The sequence below is a fragment of the Photobacterium sp. AWH4_225 genome, assembly GCF_056158405.1.
In genome coordinates this window covers 1,017,630-1,032,108 of the sequence record NZ_JBSWTF010000004.1, presented here as the reverse complement: position 1 = coordinate 1,032,108, position 14,479 = coordinate 1,017,630, and the positions used below count along the sequence as shown (strand labels likewise).

Annotated in this window: 13 protein-coding genes; 5 read left to right on the top strand and 8 right to left on the bottom strand. The window is 47.7% G+C overall.

The window, feature by feature from the left end:
• Positions 1-15: 15 nt before the first annotated feature.
• From ACXAD4_RS21935 to manA, 4 genes are read left to right on the top strand one after another with little or no spacing between them, the layout of a single operon-like run.
• Entirely contained in the window at positions 16-1,413 is a 1,398-nt protein-coding gene (locus ACXAD4_RS21935) for a glycoside hydrolase family 1 protein (RefSeq protein ID WP_475244099.1), read from the top strand.
• Between the two features lie 57 nt (positions 1,414-1,470).
• The gene (locus ACXAD4_RS21930; protein WP_475244097.1) at positions 1,471-2,703 is read left to right on the top strand and encodes an anaerobic sulfatase maturase; all 1,233 of its coding nucleotides are present in this window, start codon (positions 1,471-1,473) and stop codon (positions 2,701-2,703) included.
• On the top strand, positions 2,700-3,509 hold the full coding sequence (locus tag ACXAD4_RS21925) for a sulfite exporter TauE/SafE family protein (protein ID WP_475244096.1): 810 nt from the start codon (positions 2,700-2,702) through the stop codon (positions 3,507-3,509). Before ACXAD4_RS21930 ends, ACXAD4_RS21925 begins: the two co-directional genes overlap by 4 nt.
• Positions 3,506-4,822 carry a mannose-6-phosphate isomerase, class I gene (gene manA, locus ACXAD4_RS21920; protein WP_475244095.1) on the top strand — a complete coding sequence of 439 codons (1,317 nt, stop codon included), beginning with the start codon at positions 3,506-3,508 and terminating at the stop codon, positions 4,820-4,822. The genes ACXAD4_RS21925 and manA overlap by 4 nt, the downstream gene beginning before the upstream one ends.
• 103 nt (positions 4,823-4,925) lie before the next feature.
• Here the strand turns inward: manA and tkt are convergent, their stop codons facing one another.
• The 7 genes from tkt to ACXAD4_RS21885 are packed head-to-tail and all read right to left on the bottom strand — an operon-like array spanning position 4,926 to position 12,244.
• Positions 4,926-6,923: a transketolase gene (gene tkt / locus ACXAD4_RS21915; protein WP_475244094.1), complete on the bottom strand. Its 1,998-nt coding sequence runs from the start codon at positions 6,921-6,923 to the stop codon at positions 4,926-4,928.
• Positions 6,924-6,950: 27 nt separating this feature from the next.
• Complete coding sequence (locus ACXAD4_RS21910) at positions 6,951-7,697, bottom strand: PHP domain-containing protein (RefSeq protein WP_475244093.1); 747 nt, start codon at positions 7,695-7,697, stop codon at positions 6,951-6,953.
• 38 nt (positions 7,698-7,735) lie between these two features.
• Positions 7,736-8,470, bottom strand: a complete 735-nt coding sequence (locus tag ACXAD4_RS21905) for a nucleoside/nucleotide kinase family protein (protein ID WP_475244092.1) — start codon at positions 8,468-8,470, stop codon at positions 7,736-7,738.
• A 9-nt stretch (positions 8,471-8,479) separates the two neighbouring features.
• Positions 8,480-8,998, bottom strand: a complete 519-nt coding sequence (locus ACXAD4_RS21900; protein ID WP_475245611.1) for an MltR family transcriptional regulator — start codon at positions 8,996-8,998, stop codon at positions 8,480-8,482.
• A gap of 58 nt (positions 8,999-9,056) precedes the next feature.
• The gene (locus tag ACXAD4_RS21895) at positions 9,057-10,328 is read right to left on the bottom strand and encodes a zinc-binding dehydrogenase (RefSeq protein ID WP_475244090.1); all 1,272 of its coding nucleotides are present in this window, start codon (positions 10,326-10,328) and stop codon (positions 9,057-9,059) included.
• A 46-nt stretch (positions 10,329-10,374) separates the two neighbouring features.
• Positions 10,375-11,787: a PTS mannitol transporter subunit IIBC gene (locus ACXAD4_RS21890; protein ID WP_475244088.1), complete on the bottom strand. Its 1,413-nt coding sequence runs from the start codon at positions 11,785-11,787 to the stop codon at positions 10,375-10,377.
• A 13-nt stretch (positions 11,788-11,800) separates the two neighbouring features.
• A complete protein-coding gene (locus ACXAD4_RS21885; RefSeq protein WP_475244087.1) occupies positions 11,801-12,244 on the bottom strand; it encodes a PTS sugar transporter subunit IIA in 444 nt (147 codons plus the stop codon).
• Between the two features lie 549 nt (positions 12,245-12,793).
• Between ACXAD4_RS21885 and ACXAD4_RS21880 the strand changes: the two genes are divergently transcribed.
• Complete coding sequence (locus ACXAD4_RS21880) at positions 12,794-13,528, top strand: glutathione S-transferase family protein (RefSeq protein WP_475244086.1); 735 nt, start codon at positions 12,794-12,796, stop codon at positions 13,526-13,528.
• Between the two features lie 90 nt (positions 13,529-13,618).
• Here ACXAD4_RS21880 and ACXAD4_RS21875 read toward each other — a convergent pair whose 3' ends face one another.
• A complete protein-coding gene (locus ACXAD4_RS21875; protein WP_475244085.1) occupies positions 13,619-14,473 on the bottom strand; it encodes a patatin-like phospholipase family protein in 855 nt (284 codons plus the stop codon).
• Positions 14,474-14,479: the final 6 nt, after the last annotated feature.

Below are 14,479 nucleotides of genomic sequence, written 5' to 3'. Positions count from 1 at the left end.
TTTTTTGAGGTCACTATGACAACCTATACTTTTCCTCAAGGCTTCCTGTGGGGAGCTGCGGCTTCGGGTATTCAGACCGAAGGCACTAAGAATAAAATCCATGATTCAATTTGGGATACCTGGCACCGCGATAATCCTGAGCGATTTTTTAAGGAAATTGGCCCAGCCAAAGTGTGTGAAACTTATGAACGCTATCAGGAAGATGTCCAGCTAATGAAGCAGGTCGGCTTCAATTCTTTCCGTACCTCTATCCAATGGTCGCGACTGATTAAGGATCTGGAAAGCGGCGAACCTTGCCAGGATGCTGTTGCTTTCTACACCGCTTACTTTGAAGAAATGATAGCCAACGGCATAACACCGATGGTGAACCTTTACCATTTTGATATGCCTGCAGTGCTGCAAGAGCAGTACGGTGGTTTTGAGTCCAAGCATGTTGTTGCCTTGTTTGTGAAGTATGCTGAGACGGCGTTTAAATGCTTTGGTCATTTAATCAAACACTGGATCACTTTTAATGAGCCAATTGTGCCGGTAGAAGGCGGGTACCTGTATGACTTCCACTACCCGTGTAAAAAAGACGGTAAACTGGCTGTTCAGGTCGGCTTTAACATTACGGTTGCCCATGCTAAGGCAGTTTTAGCTTTCCGTGAAATGGCATGTGAAGGGCAGATTGGTACTGTACTTAACCTGACGCCAAGTTATACCCGAGATGACCGCGAGGAAGATAAGCAGGCTGCGCATTATGCTGACTTGCTATTCAACCGTACTTTCCTGGACCCAATGGTATTGAACTACTACCCAGAGGAACTGTGTCAGATCCTCAAGCATCATGATCTGATGCCGGAAGTCTCTGCTGAGGAAATGGCAGCGATTGAATCGGCCAAAGTCGATTTCTTGGGTGTGAATTACTATGTCCCTCGTCGTGTAAAAGCACGTGAAGCCGAGTATGACCTGTCTTATTTCACACCGGAGTATTACTTCGAGAACTACATAAACCCAACGGGTCGCTTCAACCCTTATCGCGACAATAATGAGATTTTGCCGACGGCAATCTACGATATCGCCAAGAATATCAAGGATAATTACGGTAACCTGCCTTGGTTCTTGGCTGAAATTGGTATTGCCATGGATGAGGCTTCAGAAGGCACGGCACAGGAAGACGGCCTGATTGATGACAGCTTCCGCACTTCATTGATGAAAGAGCACCTTGTTCAACTGCACCGTGCGATTGAAGACGGGGCGAACTGCTTCGGTGTCCATCAGTGGACCTTCATCGATAACTGGTCATGGACTAACTCTTTCAAGCGCCGTTATGGCTTCTTCCGTTTAGATCTTGAAACCGGCCAGCGCATCCCTAAGCGCCACGGTCAGTGGTTCAAATCACTCGCCCAGACCAATAGTTTCACTGCGGATTAACTCCCTCAATACCTTCCAAAGCCACCCTGTTTTTCAGGGTGGCCACGAGTAATAATTATGACCTCTATATCTGCTTGCCATGTCATGGCAAAGCCGGCAAGTAATATCTGTAATCTGAATTGTGAATATTGCTTTTACCTCGATAAAGCGCCTTTGCGTTCAGAAAACAACAGAGGTTGGCAGATGAGCGAAGAGACGCTTGAGCTTTATGTGAAGCAGCATATTGCGGCCCAGCAAGGCCACTTGGTGGAATTTACCTGGCAGGGCGGAGAGCCTTCTATGCGGGGGTTGGACTTTTTCAAAAAAGCGATCGCGCTTTCTAAGCAATATGCTGACGGTAAACAAATCCACCACTCCTTCCAGACCAACGGTATAGGGCTTGATAGTGAATGGGCCCGCTTCTTGGCAAAAAATGACGTGCTGGTGGGTCTTTCTATTGATGGGCCGCAAGCGATACACGATACCTACCGGGTTTCCCGCTCGGGGAGAGGGAGCTACCAGCAGGTGATGAACGCTCTTTCATTACTCAAAGAAGATGGTGTCAGATTCAATGTGTTAACGGTTGTTGGTAGTCACAACGCTGAGTCTGGGGCAGATGTATATAAACACTTTCGAGAGCTTGGGATAAAGTACATTCAATTCATCCCGATTGTGGAGCGAGTGGCGAGTGATCAATCCGGGCTGAGTTTATGTGCGCCAGGCGAACCAGTTGGAGAGCTGGCACCATTCAGTATTGGCGCAAAACAGTTTGGCCAGTTCCTGTGTGATGTGTTTGATATTTGGGTCAGGCGGGATGTTGGCGACGTTTTTGTCCAAGCTTTTGATGCGACGCTGGCTAGTTGGTGCGGGCAACCAAGCGGAATATGTGTCCATTCTCCGCAATGCGGCCATGCCTTTGCGCTTGAGGCTAATGGTGATTTATTCCAATGTGATCATTTTGTTTACCCAGAATATAAATTGGGCAATATACACCAACAGACAATCCGCCAGCTCAACAGCAGTAAGGAAGCGATAGCATTTGGTCAAAATAAGCAGGCGAGTTTGAATACTGCCTGCCAACAGTGCACCTATCGCTTTACTTGCCATGGCGGTTGTCCCAAACACCGTTTTGCGACTTCCGAACAAGGGTATCCCCATCATAATTATTTGTGTACGGGGTATCAGCAATATTACCGCCATACCGAACCTTATATGAAAATAATGCGTGATTTGCTGAAAATGCAAAAAGCGCCCTCTGAAATTATGTCGTTTTTACAACTGCATTATCCAACCCCTGTGAGTAAACAATGATGACTATTGAATTAGTTGCGTCATTACTGACCTATGATGTCGCATTGAAATTATTATTGGGTGGTCTAATTGGTTTGTGTCTAGGTTTAACCGGAGTCGGTGGCGGGGTGCTTATCATCCCCATTTTACAGTTTTTCTTTGGGATGGGGACGGTAATGGCGGTGGGTACAGCCAGCTTGATCTCAACCTTTGTAAAAGTGAATGCGGGCCTGTCCCATATTCGTGCCGGTAATGTTGAATGGAAAGCGTTGGGGTTTATGCTGCTCGGCGCAATCCCGAGTACGGTATTAATTACTGAGCTGGTGATTTATTTGAATAGTCATGATTCTTATGCACCTTTACTGACCCAGACTGTTGAGTTCGCGATTGTCGGCATTATGCTACTGTCATTATTTTCTTTATATCAAAAAAGAAAGAAAGCCGCGTCTGTGCAACAGGAGTCGGTGACCCCAAAAGGCAAACACGTTGCTATGTGCGCGGGAGGGGTTTGTGGAGCAGTGCTAGGTTCTACCGGAGTTGGAGGTGGGGTCATGCTATTGCCGACATTCAATTCGTTGTTAGGGATTGATTTGAAAAAATCCATTGGCTCATCGGTTGTGATGGCATTGGCTTTGTCGGGGATCACTGCTTTGAATTACAGCCGTGGCGGGCAAAGTGAATTATCAACTGCGGTTATTATGACAGTGGGCGCATTTGTTGGTGTGCCAGTAGCTATTCGTTTAGTCAAAAAGTTTTCCGAGACGCAATTATATACTCTTACGCTCATGGTGATAACGGTGGCGTTATCCCTGACATTGGCATATTGAATATTAAGCACGATTATGTTTACGACATTGATAATATCTATTTGGCCTATTTTTTATTTGGCCTCTTCTATTGTTGCTGGATATTTTATTTTTTAATGACTCGTCATTTAATGGGAAGTATCATGATTGAAAATGTTTTTCTTATGGATAATACCATTCAGGATTATGAGTGGGGCAGTAAAACGGCAATGGTGAATTTATTCGGTTTATCTAATCCGGATAATAAACCTATGGCGGAAATATGGATGGGAGCTCACCCTAAAGCAAGTTCAGCTATTATGGTTGAGGGGCAACAGGTATCGCTACACGCTTATATTGATACATATAAGGAAGAAGTGATTGGCGAGCAAACATACCATCGTTTTGGCGAACTCCCTTATTTGTTCAAAGTGCTGTCGGCAGGAAAAGCACTTTCTATCCAGGTTCACCCATCCAAGAACCAAGCTGAAGCTGGGTTCGCTCGTGAAAACGCAAAGGGTATTCCTGTAGCGGCAGCCAATCGCCAGTACAAAGATAGTAACCACAAACCAGAAATTATCTGTGCACTTACTCCTTTTTTGGCTATGAACGGTTTTCGATCTCACAATGATATCCTTAACTTGCTATCAGCTTTGCAAAGCCCTTTGCTAGACGCACCATTACAGTCTTTTGCCAAAGCCCAAGACGGCAGCGGCTTACGCCAGCTATTTGAAAGGGTTCTATCCTTTGACGGTGAGCAAAAGCAAGCCTTGCTTGCCAGCCTTAACACTTGGGCCCATAACGAACAGAGCCCACTTGCAGAACTCGTTATAATGTTGTCAGGGCAATACCCTGGTGATATTGGCTTGTTGGCACCCTTGATGCTCAATGTGGTAGAGCTAGTTCAGGGCGAGGCAATGTTCCTTGATGCTGGAATCCCACATGCCTATATTCAGGGAACAGGGTTAGAGGTGATGGCCAATTCAGATAATGTTTTGCGAGCGGGGCTGACACCTAAACATATTGATGTTGACGAGCTGCTTGCTTGCTGCCGGTTCGAGGCTCTGCAGGATGAGAAGTTGCTAATACAGCCTCAGCAACAGGGCGTTGAGACTCTATATCCGGTACCCGTTGATGATTTTAGCTTCTCTATCCTCGACAAGCCGGATGGACATTTAATTGACTCCGAAAGTTGTGAAATCTGGTTCGCAATTGATGACAAGGTTAGTTTTAGCGATTTGTCGGGCGATGAATTAACAATTTTGAAAGGTCAGTCGGTCTTTGTATCGGCAAAAGGGAAAGGCATCCGAGTGACTTCGGAAGGGAAGGTTGCCAGGGTTAACTCACCTCTTTGATAGACATTAATTTCTTGTCTATATCGTTATGGTAAGGCTAAACAAAAATGCCGACGTGAAGTCGGCATTTTTAGTCTCTAGGCTTGAGCTTATTGGTTAAGGATTAAGCCAGCAATTCTTTTGCTGTATTCACTACATTCTCGGTAGTGAAGCCGAACATCTTGAACAGCTCGCCAGCAGGTGCTGATTCGCCGAAGGTCGTCATACCGATGATACGGCCGTTGAAACCTACGTACTTGTACCAGAAGTCAGCAATACCTGCTTCGATAGCAACGCGTGCAGTTACGTCAGACGGCAGTACCGCTTCACGGTAAGCAGCATCTTGTTTATCAAATGCATCAGTAGATGGCATTGAAACTACACGTACTTTCTTACCTTCAGCCGTTAGCTGTGCCGCCGCTTCTACCGCTAGCTCAACTTCAGAACCGGTTGCGATAAGGATAAGCTCTGGCTTGCCTTCACAGTCTTTTAGGATGTAACCCCCCTTAGCGATATTCGCGAGTTGTTCTGCGTCGCGCTCTTGTTGGGCAAGGTTCTGACGCGAGAAGATCAACGAGGTTGGGCCGTCTTTGCGCTCGATAGCCAGTTTCCATGCTACGGCAGATTCAACCTGGTCACATGGACGCCACGTGCTCATGTTCGGTGTCAGGCGTAGCGATGCCATCTGCTCAACCGGCTGGTGAGTCGGGCCATCTTCACCCAGACCGATAGAGTCGTGAGTGTAAACCTGGATGTTCTGCACTTTCATCAGTGCCGCCATACGCATTGCGTTACGCGCGTATTCCATGAACATGAGGAAGGTTGCACCGTATGGTACGAAACCACCGTGTAGCGCGATACCGTTCATGATTGCAGTCATGCCGAACTCACGCACACCGTAGTGGATGTAGTTACCAGAAAAGTCGTTCGCTTCTAGCGACTTAGAACCAGACCACATAGTCAGGTTAGAAGGTGCTAGGTCAGCAGAGCCTCCCATGAACTCAGGTAGCATCTGGCCGAACGCTTCTAGTGCGTTCTGAGAAGCTTGACGAGAAGCGATGTTCGCTGGGTTAGCTTGCAGATCAGCAATGATTGCGTTTGCTTTCTCTTCCCACTGCGCTGGTAGCTCACCGTTTACACGACGCTTGTACTCAGCCGCTAGCTCAGGGTAAGCCGCTGCGTATGCGTCGAACTTCTCGTTCCAAGCTGTTTCTTTGGCTGCGCCTGCTTCTTTGGCATCCCACTGGGCATACACATCAGATGGGATCTCGAATGGACCGTGATTCCAGCCTAGGAACTCACGTGCCGCTGCTATTTCATCATGGCCTAGTGGTGCACCGTGACAGTCGTGCGAACCCGCTTTGTTTGGTGAACCGAAACCGATGATAGTTTTGGTACAGATCAGCGTTGGACGCGGATCCGCTTTAGCCGCTTCGATAGCCGCGTTGATAGCGTCAGCATCGTGGCCGTCTACTGCTGGGATTACGTGCCAGCCGTATGACTCGAAACGCTTAGGCGTATCGTCAGAGAACCAGCCTTCTACTTCACCGTCGATAGAAATGCCGTTGTCATCCCAGAACGCGATTAGCTTGCCTAGGCCTAGGGTACCGGCTAGAGAGCACGCCTCGTGAGAGATACCTTCCATCAGGCAGCCGTCGCCCATGAACACGTAAGTGTGGTGGTCAACGATGTCGTGGCCGTCACGGTTGAACTGGGCGGCAAGGGCTTTTTCAGCCATAGCCATACCTACCGCATTGGTGATGCCCTGACCGAGAGGGCCTGTGGTTGTTTCGATACCCGGCGCGTAACCGTATTCTGGGTGACCCGGTGTTTTTGAGTGTAGCTGGCGGAAGTTTTTCAGATCGTCGATAGACAGATCGTAGCCAGTCAGGTGAAGCAGAGAGTAAATCAGCATTGAACCATGGCCGTTCGACAGGATGAAACGGTCGCGGTCAGCCCACTCAGGGTTTTGTGGGTTGTGGTTCATGTGGCCACGCCACAGTACTTCGGCAATATCAGCCATACCCATAGGCGCACCCGGGTGGCCAGAGTTAGCTTGTTGAACACCGTCCATGCTCAGGGCACGGATTGCATTAGCCAGACGTTTGTTTGTGTTATTCATTTCTAGGTCTCAATCGATCAATCTAAATTAGTATAAAGCTGCGAATTCTGTGATTTCTGGTTTGCCGCGAAGCAGTAGGAAGCTGAGGAATCGGCTAGTCGATGTGGTCAGGATTTGCTCTTCACTGACATCGTGCTTTTCCAGCAAAGCAATGGCGAGATCGAGCCGGGCAATTTCTTCGCTGAAGTGGGCATCAGATCCAGTGGTGAAATACACGCCAATCTTTTTGCCGATCTCGACAATATTGCTGCAACGAACGTCGCTTCCTTTGCGGCTTTTGCCAGTTAGCGAGGTGTTGTTGACCTCAACGGCTACGTTGTGCTCCTTGGCACAACTTAGTACCTGCTCAATGTCGAATGGGTAGTTGGGGTTGCCCAAGTGCCCTAGGACATCGACCCGGCCACTTTTGATGACATTGACTAGGGCTGCCGTATGCTCGGCTTCTGTCGCGGGTTTGAATACGGGTTCATGAAAGCTAGCAATAACCCAGTCAAGGTGTTGGTCTGTCGAAGGTGGCAGGTCGATTTCACCTTTGACGTTGAGGATATTGGCTTCAACACCCCGCAAGATGCCGACATCGTGCAAGAAACGAGGCAAAATCCGTTGGTTATTGAAATGCCAATAGTGGGGTGCTCCTGGCATTTCCGGGGCATGGTCAGTGGTGCAAAGCAGCTTCAGTTTTTTGCTTTTCGCGGCTTGGGCATTTTCGATAATGGTGCTGTAAGCATGTCCACTGGCGATTGTATGAGTGTGGCTATCAATCACGATATCCATAGTGATCTCCTAATTCAGGTCCTTCAACGGTGGACAGCTTATTGGATTTCAAATGATCCGTCGCGGTGCATAAACAAATTCAAATCAGCCTTAATGGAGTGGTTGAGCACTTTGTCGACATTGACCGCATCTGACTGGTGGTAAAACGCCAAAGCGTCTTCAGGCGAGCTGCCGCCTCGGATTTTCCTATTGACCAAGCGCTCTTGTAGGAACTCTGCCTCGGTGTCGAGGAAGACGGAGAAGTCAGCGAGTTTGTGCAGCCCTTGCCAAACGGGCTCATCGAGCAGCAGCCAGTTGCCTTCTACAACTACGATATTACGTTTGACGTCAATGGCATCATCAACCGGATCATGCAGGTTTCTGTCGTAGTATGGCCACTTGGGATCGTTGACTTTGAGCTGTTTTAGCTTTCCGATAAGCTCGGTCAAATTGAAGGTTTCGTATGAGCCTTTAATACTTCGTAAGGAAATGGTTTCGCCATTTCGTTCAGTAGTGTTGCTGTCGAGAATCTCGTTAGGGTAATGGAAGCCATCAAAGGGCAGCACTTGCAAGGGTTCTAGGTGTTCATCCTGTTCTGATAAATATTCCCAAAAGGCGGCAAGTGTTGATTTTCCACTTCCTGGAGGCGCACTGAGAAAAATAACCACGCGTTGTTGCGTTTCTTTATAAAGGCGGGTGAACTTTTCAACCAGTGGCTGGTGGATGGTTTCGATGTCTTTATCGGGAAATACGGCTTCGGTATCGAATCCACTGATGTTTAAATTTACTTTCACTGTGAGGCCTCACTGTATTATCTCTCTTTCGATATTTTCAATTAACAGCTCACAAGAAAGGTTAAGCACTGTTTTGATCAGAGATTCATATCTCATCTGCGAAAAGGCTTCGAAAGAAGAAAACTTTAATTTGTTAATGGACTCAAGGTAAAAGCCGTCTTGCTGTGTCGAGATCACCGATTGGCTTTTTATGAAGTCGTAAATAACATCATCACCGTAAGAGATTTTGTCTGAAACAGACGAGGAATACTCTAGGGTTTGGTTATACAAACCAATATCAGCATAGGTTTCCAACGAGATTTTACCCATGGCAAACATCAGTTTAGATACGACATCAGTGGTTACCAACGGGCCGTCTTCCCGTAGTAATGGCTCCACAGCATACTCCATCACTAATTCGTCCTGGACGAAGACTTTAGGGAGTAATGCTTTTAACTTGAGGTTTATTATTTTGTTCGAAATCTGAAGAAACGAAGTGGCGTTCTCGCACTCTTCCAGTTTCTTCAGTAATTCATGTTCACGTGACAACGTTTGTGACCTCTTCATTATGTGGCAGCGCAAAGGCTACCACACAATTTCGTTGTAACTAAACCGCTAAGCTCACGTCATAAAACTCTAGTAACGCTTTTTCTGCGTGTACGTTCCACACATAGTTGTTGGCTTTTAGAATAGCGTCCAATTCAGCGAAGAACGGGTCTTGATCAGCAAGTGACATAAAGTCATCAATAGCAGTCAGAGGAAGATCAATGTGCGGGTAAATAAGCTTCTTGCCGCCTGGGATCTCCAGTTGGTTCAAAATTGTATGCGGTGCCGCCTGTAGGCCACCCACATGGGTGATCATATAGGATGGGTTGATCAGATGATCTGACGACAAGTCGAGTGATTCAATCATATCGCCTGTCGAGCCGCCCGAGGTACCCACAATATGGGTTGCTTCGTAGTGCACGTTGTAGAAGTTGAACGGCACTTTGAAGTTCTTGTCAGTCGGGCCTGCAAAGAAGTTCAGGCAGCCATCGTTGCCTAGCAGTTCATCGGCTTGCTCCAGTACCTGCGAAACGGCGGCGTAGACCATCACATCATCGTAGCCCTGACCGTCGTTGAGCGATTTCAGATACTCAACCGGAGAGTCCACTTTCGCGGTATTCACATAGTGCAGTGCGATGCCTTTTTCTTGCGCAGTGCTCACTGGGATCAGGCTTTCAGCGCGGTCAAGACGGGCTTGGTCAATGTCGGTCACGACTATGATGCGTGGTTTAACCGGGCCATTGATGGCGTAATCAATCGCACCGATACCCATAGGGCCGGCACAGGCTAGTAGAGCCAATGAGCCGCCTTCTTTGATACCCATCTCGTGCTCGTAAACATACGGCGTGGTGTGGTAGCTGGCATGGTAAGCACCGATGATGCAAGACATAGGCTCAGCTAGTGAAGCATCGGCAAAGTACTCGCCTTTGTATGGCAGCACACAGCCTAGGTCGATAGCGATTTTTGGAATGATAGAGTAGGTGGCATTGCCGCCGAAGGTTTCGTAGCTGTAACCGGCAGAGTAGCCAGATGGCAGGCCCATTGCAGGTTGCAGAACAAAGGAATCACCTGCAGTAAACTTGTCTTTCAGGTTCTCACCCACTTCAACAATGATGCCCGCGTATTCGTGGCCAGTCATCACGGGTACTTCAGCGATATTCTCTGGTACACGCTTGTGCTTAGTACCGAGTAGAGCCGCTTTGTAAGTCGATAGACAGATGCTGTTAGAAATGTTCTTTACCAGTAGCTCGTCTGGTGAAATGGTTGGCAGTTCGAACGTTCTTAGTTGAACATCTTTTTCGCCACAGATAACCGCTGCCGTTGTTTGTACCATGATTTCTCTCCAAAGTAGGGCGGCGGACCGCCCTATAATGCAATTGTTAAGCTTGTTGTTCGATAGTTACCATCAGCTCATCAAGAGCAGGGTCGTTCAGGAAGTTTTTGATAGTGATGACCGGGAGTCCTGTCGCGTTGACCGCTCGGTTCTCTAGGCTCTCGTGGGTCACCACGATGTCGGCGTCACTCGGTACTTTTTCGATAGCGAAGTTCTTCACTTCAATATCAATCCCGGCCTTGGTGAGCTTGCGCTTGAAGGTTGAGGCACCCATTGCGCTAGAGCCCATTCCCGCATCACAAGCGAAGGCGACAAATTGAATTGGTTTAGAATCTGTTCCTGCTTCAGTAGTTGCCGCTGTTGTTGCTGGTTTTACTGCACCTTCTGCTTTCATGTCTTTCATGTCAGAGACAGATTGCTCGAATTCGGTTTCTTTATCCTCTGACTTGCTCATCTTCAGAATCGCACTGGCGACTAGGAAGGATACAACTGTTGCTGAGACCACACCGGCGATGGTTGCGATGAAGCTGCCTTTTGGTGTTAGTGCCAAGTAAGAGAAGATAGAGCCTGGGCTAGGACCCGCTACCAGACCTGCATCTAGTAGGTTGAAGGTTGCGATACCGGTTGCCGCACCTGCAATCATTGCCACAATCATGATTGGCTTCATCAGTACGTATGGGAAGTAAAGCTCGTGGATACCACCGAAGAAGTGGATGATGATGGCACTTGGTGCAGAGCGCTTGCTCAGGCCTTGGCCGAATTTAGCGTAAGCCAGCAGCATACCAAGACCTGGACCTGGGTTAGATGCCACCATGAAGAAGATAGATTTGCCAGTTTCTGCTGCAGCCTGGAGACCCAGTGGGTAGTAGATCCCTTGGTCGATAGCGTTGTTCAGGAACAGTACCTTGGCAGGTTCGTTGATAATCGCCAGAAGCGGTAGGAAGCCGGTAGCCACTAGCGCTTCGATGCCTGACTTAACAAACAGGTTAGCGGCGGTGACGGCAGGGCCAACAATCTCGTAGGCGAACAAGCACAGGATCATGCCGACGATACCGAGCGAGAAGTTGTTTACCACCATCTCGAAGCCCGAAGGAATGCGGTGCTGGATACGCTTATCCATCTGCACCACCACCCATGCGCTCAGTGGACCCATGATCATCGCACCGACAAACATTGGGATATCCGCACCAACGATGACACCCATGGTACCGATGGCACCGGCCACCGCACCGCGTTTGTCACCGATAATCTGGCCACCGGTGTAACCAATTAATAGGGGTAGCAAGTAGGTGATCATTGGGCCAACAAGCTCACCAAAGGCTTCGTTAGGCATCCAGCCTGTTGGGATAAAGAGGGCGGTAATAAAACCCCAGGCAATAAAGGCCCCGATGTTCGGCAGCACCATGGCGGTCAAGTGACCCCCAAAGGCTTGCACATTTGCTCGCATGTTTGCTTTCACGTTATATTCCTTCTTAGTATGCTTTTATTATCTCTAGCACTTGTTCTTTAGAAGATGCTTGGGCTAGTTTTTCAATGTTCTCTTCATCCACAAACATCTCGCTCAAGGCTTGAATCACTTCAATGTGGGTATCAGAGTCTTTTGCTGCTAAAGTGATAAGGACATTGGCAGGACCGAGGTCAGAGCCAAAATCAACAGGGGATGGGAAAACATGAATACCTAGGCCGGTTTTCAATACCCCTGTTTCAGGTCTTGCATGAGGCATTGCCAGGCCAGGGCATAATACGTAGTAAGGACCATTTTCTTTTGTTGATTGGATAATGGCATCGGCATACTGATTTGATACGTAGCCACGTTGCTCAAGGTAGTCAGTTGTTTTTCTTACAGCTTCTTGCCATTGGTATGTTCCGTCATTGATGACATCCACTAATTCGTGATCAATTAACTCGTATAGCATGTCTTTAACCCTGTTGTTCGTTGTTGGGGTTATTATCAATACAAGCGGATTAAAGAAGCAAACGGCTGATTTTTGTGAGCTAGGTCTAGTTAATTTGGGTGTCAAACGGTCTTTTGTTTGTTGGTTCTCAAATTAACCAAGTAATTTAATTTCATTGTTTTTCTAAGTTACAAATCAATAGGTAAAATTAGAAGTTGATCAAATTAATGGAAATTTAATTTATTTTACTTAATGTGATTAATGTCTATTTTTGCCGATTGCGTAGGTTAAAAGTATGAGGTAGGTCGATTTGTTTTTTTGCGGGTTTTAGAAGCTTTCAACGGCTTTCATATGCTGTTTAGCTAAGGTTCAGCGAGGAGAATATCACCTGTAATTTAGTAACGGTGTGTGTGAAATTTACTGAGTTTTGACCACTCTAAAAGGCTTCGAACCATAACTGAGCGTTATTTATTGACTCTGTTTGTATATACTGTGATTCTATAATGCTGCGTTAATTTTACCGCACTAACTGCGCCAGCAGTTCTCACTTAGAAAAGAGAAAAGGTAAAAATGAACAAGCCTGTTTTTTTCCACGATCCAACATCTGAGCCTAGCCGTGCGGTTCACTGGCTGTGTCTTGAGGCTGATCTTCCCGTCGATATTCGTCTGACCTGGTTAACACGAGGGCAGCATGTCTCGCCTGAGTTCTTGCAGGTAAACCCTTTCCATCAAGTCCCTGCGTTGCAGCATGATGATTTCTGCTTGTCGGAAGCAACGGCGATGATGAACTACCTAACTGACATCAACGGTTGTAGTGATAAGTGGTTTGGTGGCGATATCAAAACCAAGGCGCAAATCAACAAGCACCTGTCTTGGTATCACACCAATTTAAGGCGTCTCCTAACCCTGGATTATTTCCTTCCTGTATTGCTGATGCCGGTGTACCTGGGTTTTCCAAAGCCATCGGATGCGGAAATCACGCAAAAGCGCGAAGCGATGGATGGCATGTTCAAACAGCTCGATAGTCTGCTGGAAGAAGGGCCTTTCCTATGTGGCGAGCAAATTACTGCAGCCGATATTCTTTATGTGTCGGATGTGGTTGCCCTGAAAATAGACCCGCAATACAGCACCATCATTACTCAGTATCCCCATGTGGCCCGCTGGATGGAGGCATTGCAGTCTCGCCCGGCCTATCAAGCCGCCCATAAGGCGTGGGATCATGTTTATCCGATGATTTTAGCCGCTGGTGGTGAACAGCAAGGTAGCCCTGATTGGGTAGCTGCTGCATGTGAGCAGGTGCTTTAATTAGTTTCTTGCCCGCGGTTCACAAATGAAAAAACAAAGGGCCAGATGATGACATCTGGCCCTTTTTTGTATTTTGGGGGATTCCGGGTATCAACCTGTCAGGTTTTCCAAGAAAGACTTCTTGCTAAGGGATTTTTTGAGCTCTTCTAGCCACTCAGCGCCTTCACCTTCGAAGTAATCACGGGTTGTTTCGTAGCCCAAGGTATACATAGTATTCAGGCTGTCATTGTTGACGTTGAATGCACCCCATTGGTCGATACCTTCCGGCGCAAGGCTGATATCGGGTAGCTTGATGCTTTTTAGCAGGTGGGCGGAGCTATAGATCTCAAATACTCGGTCGAGTACATCGAAAGCATCGGAGAACTCATGGTTGGCTTTGTGCTCCAGCGGGCTGAGGTACATACCTAAATGGGCACGGCACTTGTCGTGAATAAGGTCCGTCGGGTAGTTATTGGTGATGCCTCCGTCGGCAAACAGCTTATCACCGATTTTTACCGGGGTGAACATACCAGGGTAGGCCGCCGAGGCCAGTAGCGGCTGAATGAGTTCACCTTCATGGAACACCACTTGTTGCGCGGTGTTGAGGTCGGTAGCGGCGATATAGAGCGGGATCTCAAGGGTATCGAAGTTGTCACGCTTGATCCAACCATGGAAATGGCGATTGAGCTTTTCAGCGTTGATTAATCCTAGCTTGTTGAAAGAGAAGCTGCTGGCTTTGAAAATCTGGCTTTCAACAAAGAATGAAAGGATATTTTCCGGGCTATGACCAGATGCGTATAGCGCACCGACTAGTGCGCCACCGCTGGCACCAGAAATGATATCCGGCTTTACGCCTTGTTCATCAAGGTATTGCAGCATGCCGATTTGCGCCATGCATTTAGCGCCACCCCCGGAAAGGGTGAGGCCGAATTTATAGGGTTTTGGGTTGAAGAATGATGATGGCAAAGCGTC

What these genes read in the sequence shown, in the direction of transcription:
- ACXAD4_RS21935 (WP_475244099.1), top strand. Translation starts at nt 16, where the DNA reads ATGACAACCTATACTTTTCCTCAAGGCTTCCTGTGGGGAGCTGCGGCT.
- ACXAD4_RS21930 (WP_475244097.1), top strand. Translation starts at nt 1,471, where the DNA reads ATGACCTCTATATCTGCTTGCCATGTCATGGCAAAGCCGGCAAGTAAT.
- ACXAD4_RS21925 (WP_475244096.1), top strand. Translation starts at nt 2,700, where the DNA reads ATGATGACTATTGAATTAGTTGCGTCATTACTGACCTATGATGTCGCA.
- tkt (WP_475244094.1), bottom strand. Translation starts at nt 6,923, where the DNA reads ATGAATAACACAAACAAACGTCTGGCTAATGCAATCCGTGCCCTGAGC.
- ACXAD4_RS21910 (WP_475244093.1), bottom strand. Translation starts at nt 7,697, where the DNA reads ATGGATATCGTGATTGATAGCCACACTCATACAATCGCCAGTGGACAT.
- ACXAD4_RS21895 (WP_475244090.1), bottom strand. Translation starts at nt 10,328, where the DNA reads ATGGTACAAACAACGGCAGCGGTTATCTGTGGCGAAAAAGATGTTCAA.
- ACXAD4_RS21885 (WP_475244087.1), bottom strand. Translation starts at nt 12,244, where the DNA reads ATGCTATACGAGTTAATTGATCACGAATTAGTGGATGTCATCAATGAC.
- ACXAD4_RS21880 (WP_475244086.1), top strand. Translation starts at nt 12,794, where the DNA reads ATGAACAAGCCTGTTTTTTTCCACGATCCAACATCTGAGCCTAGCCGT.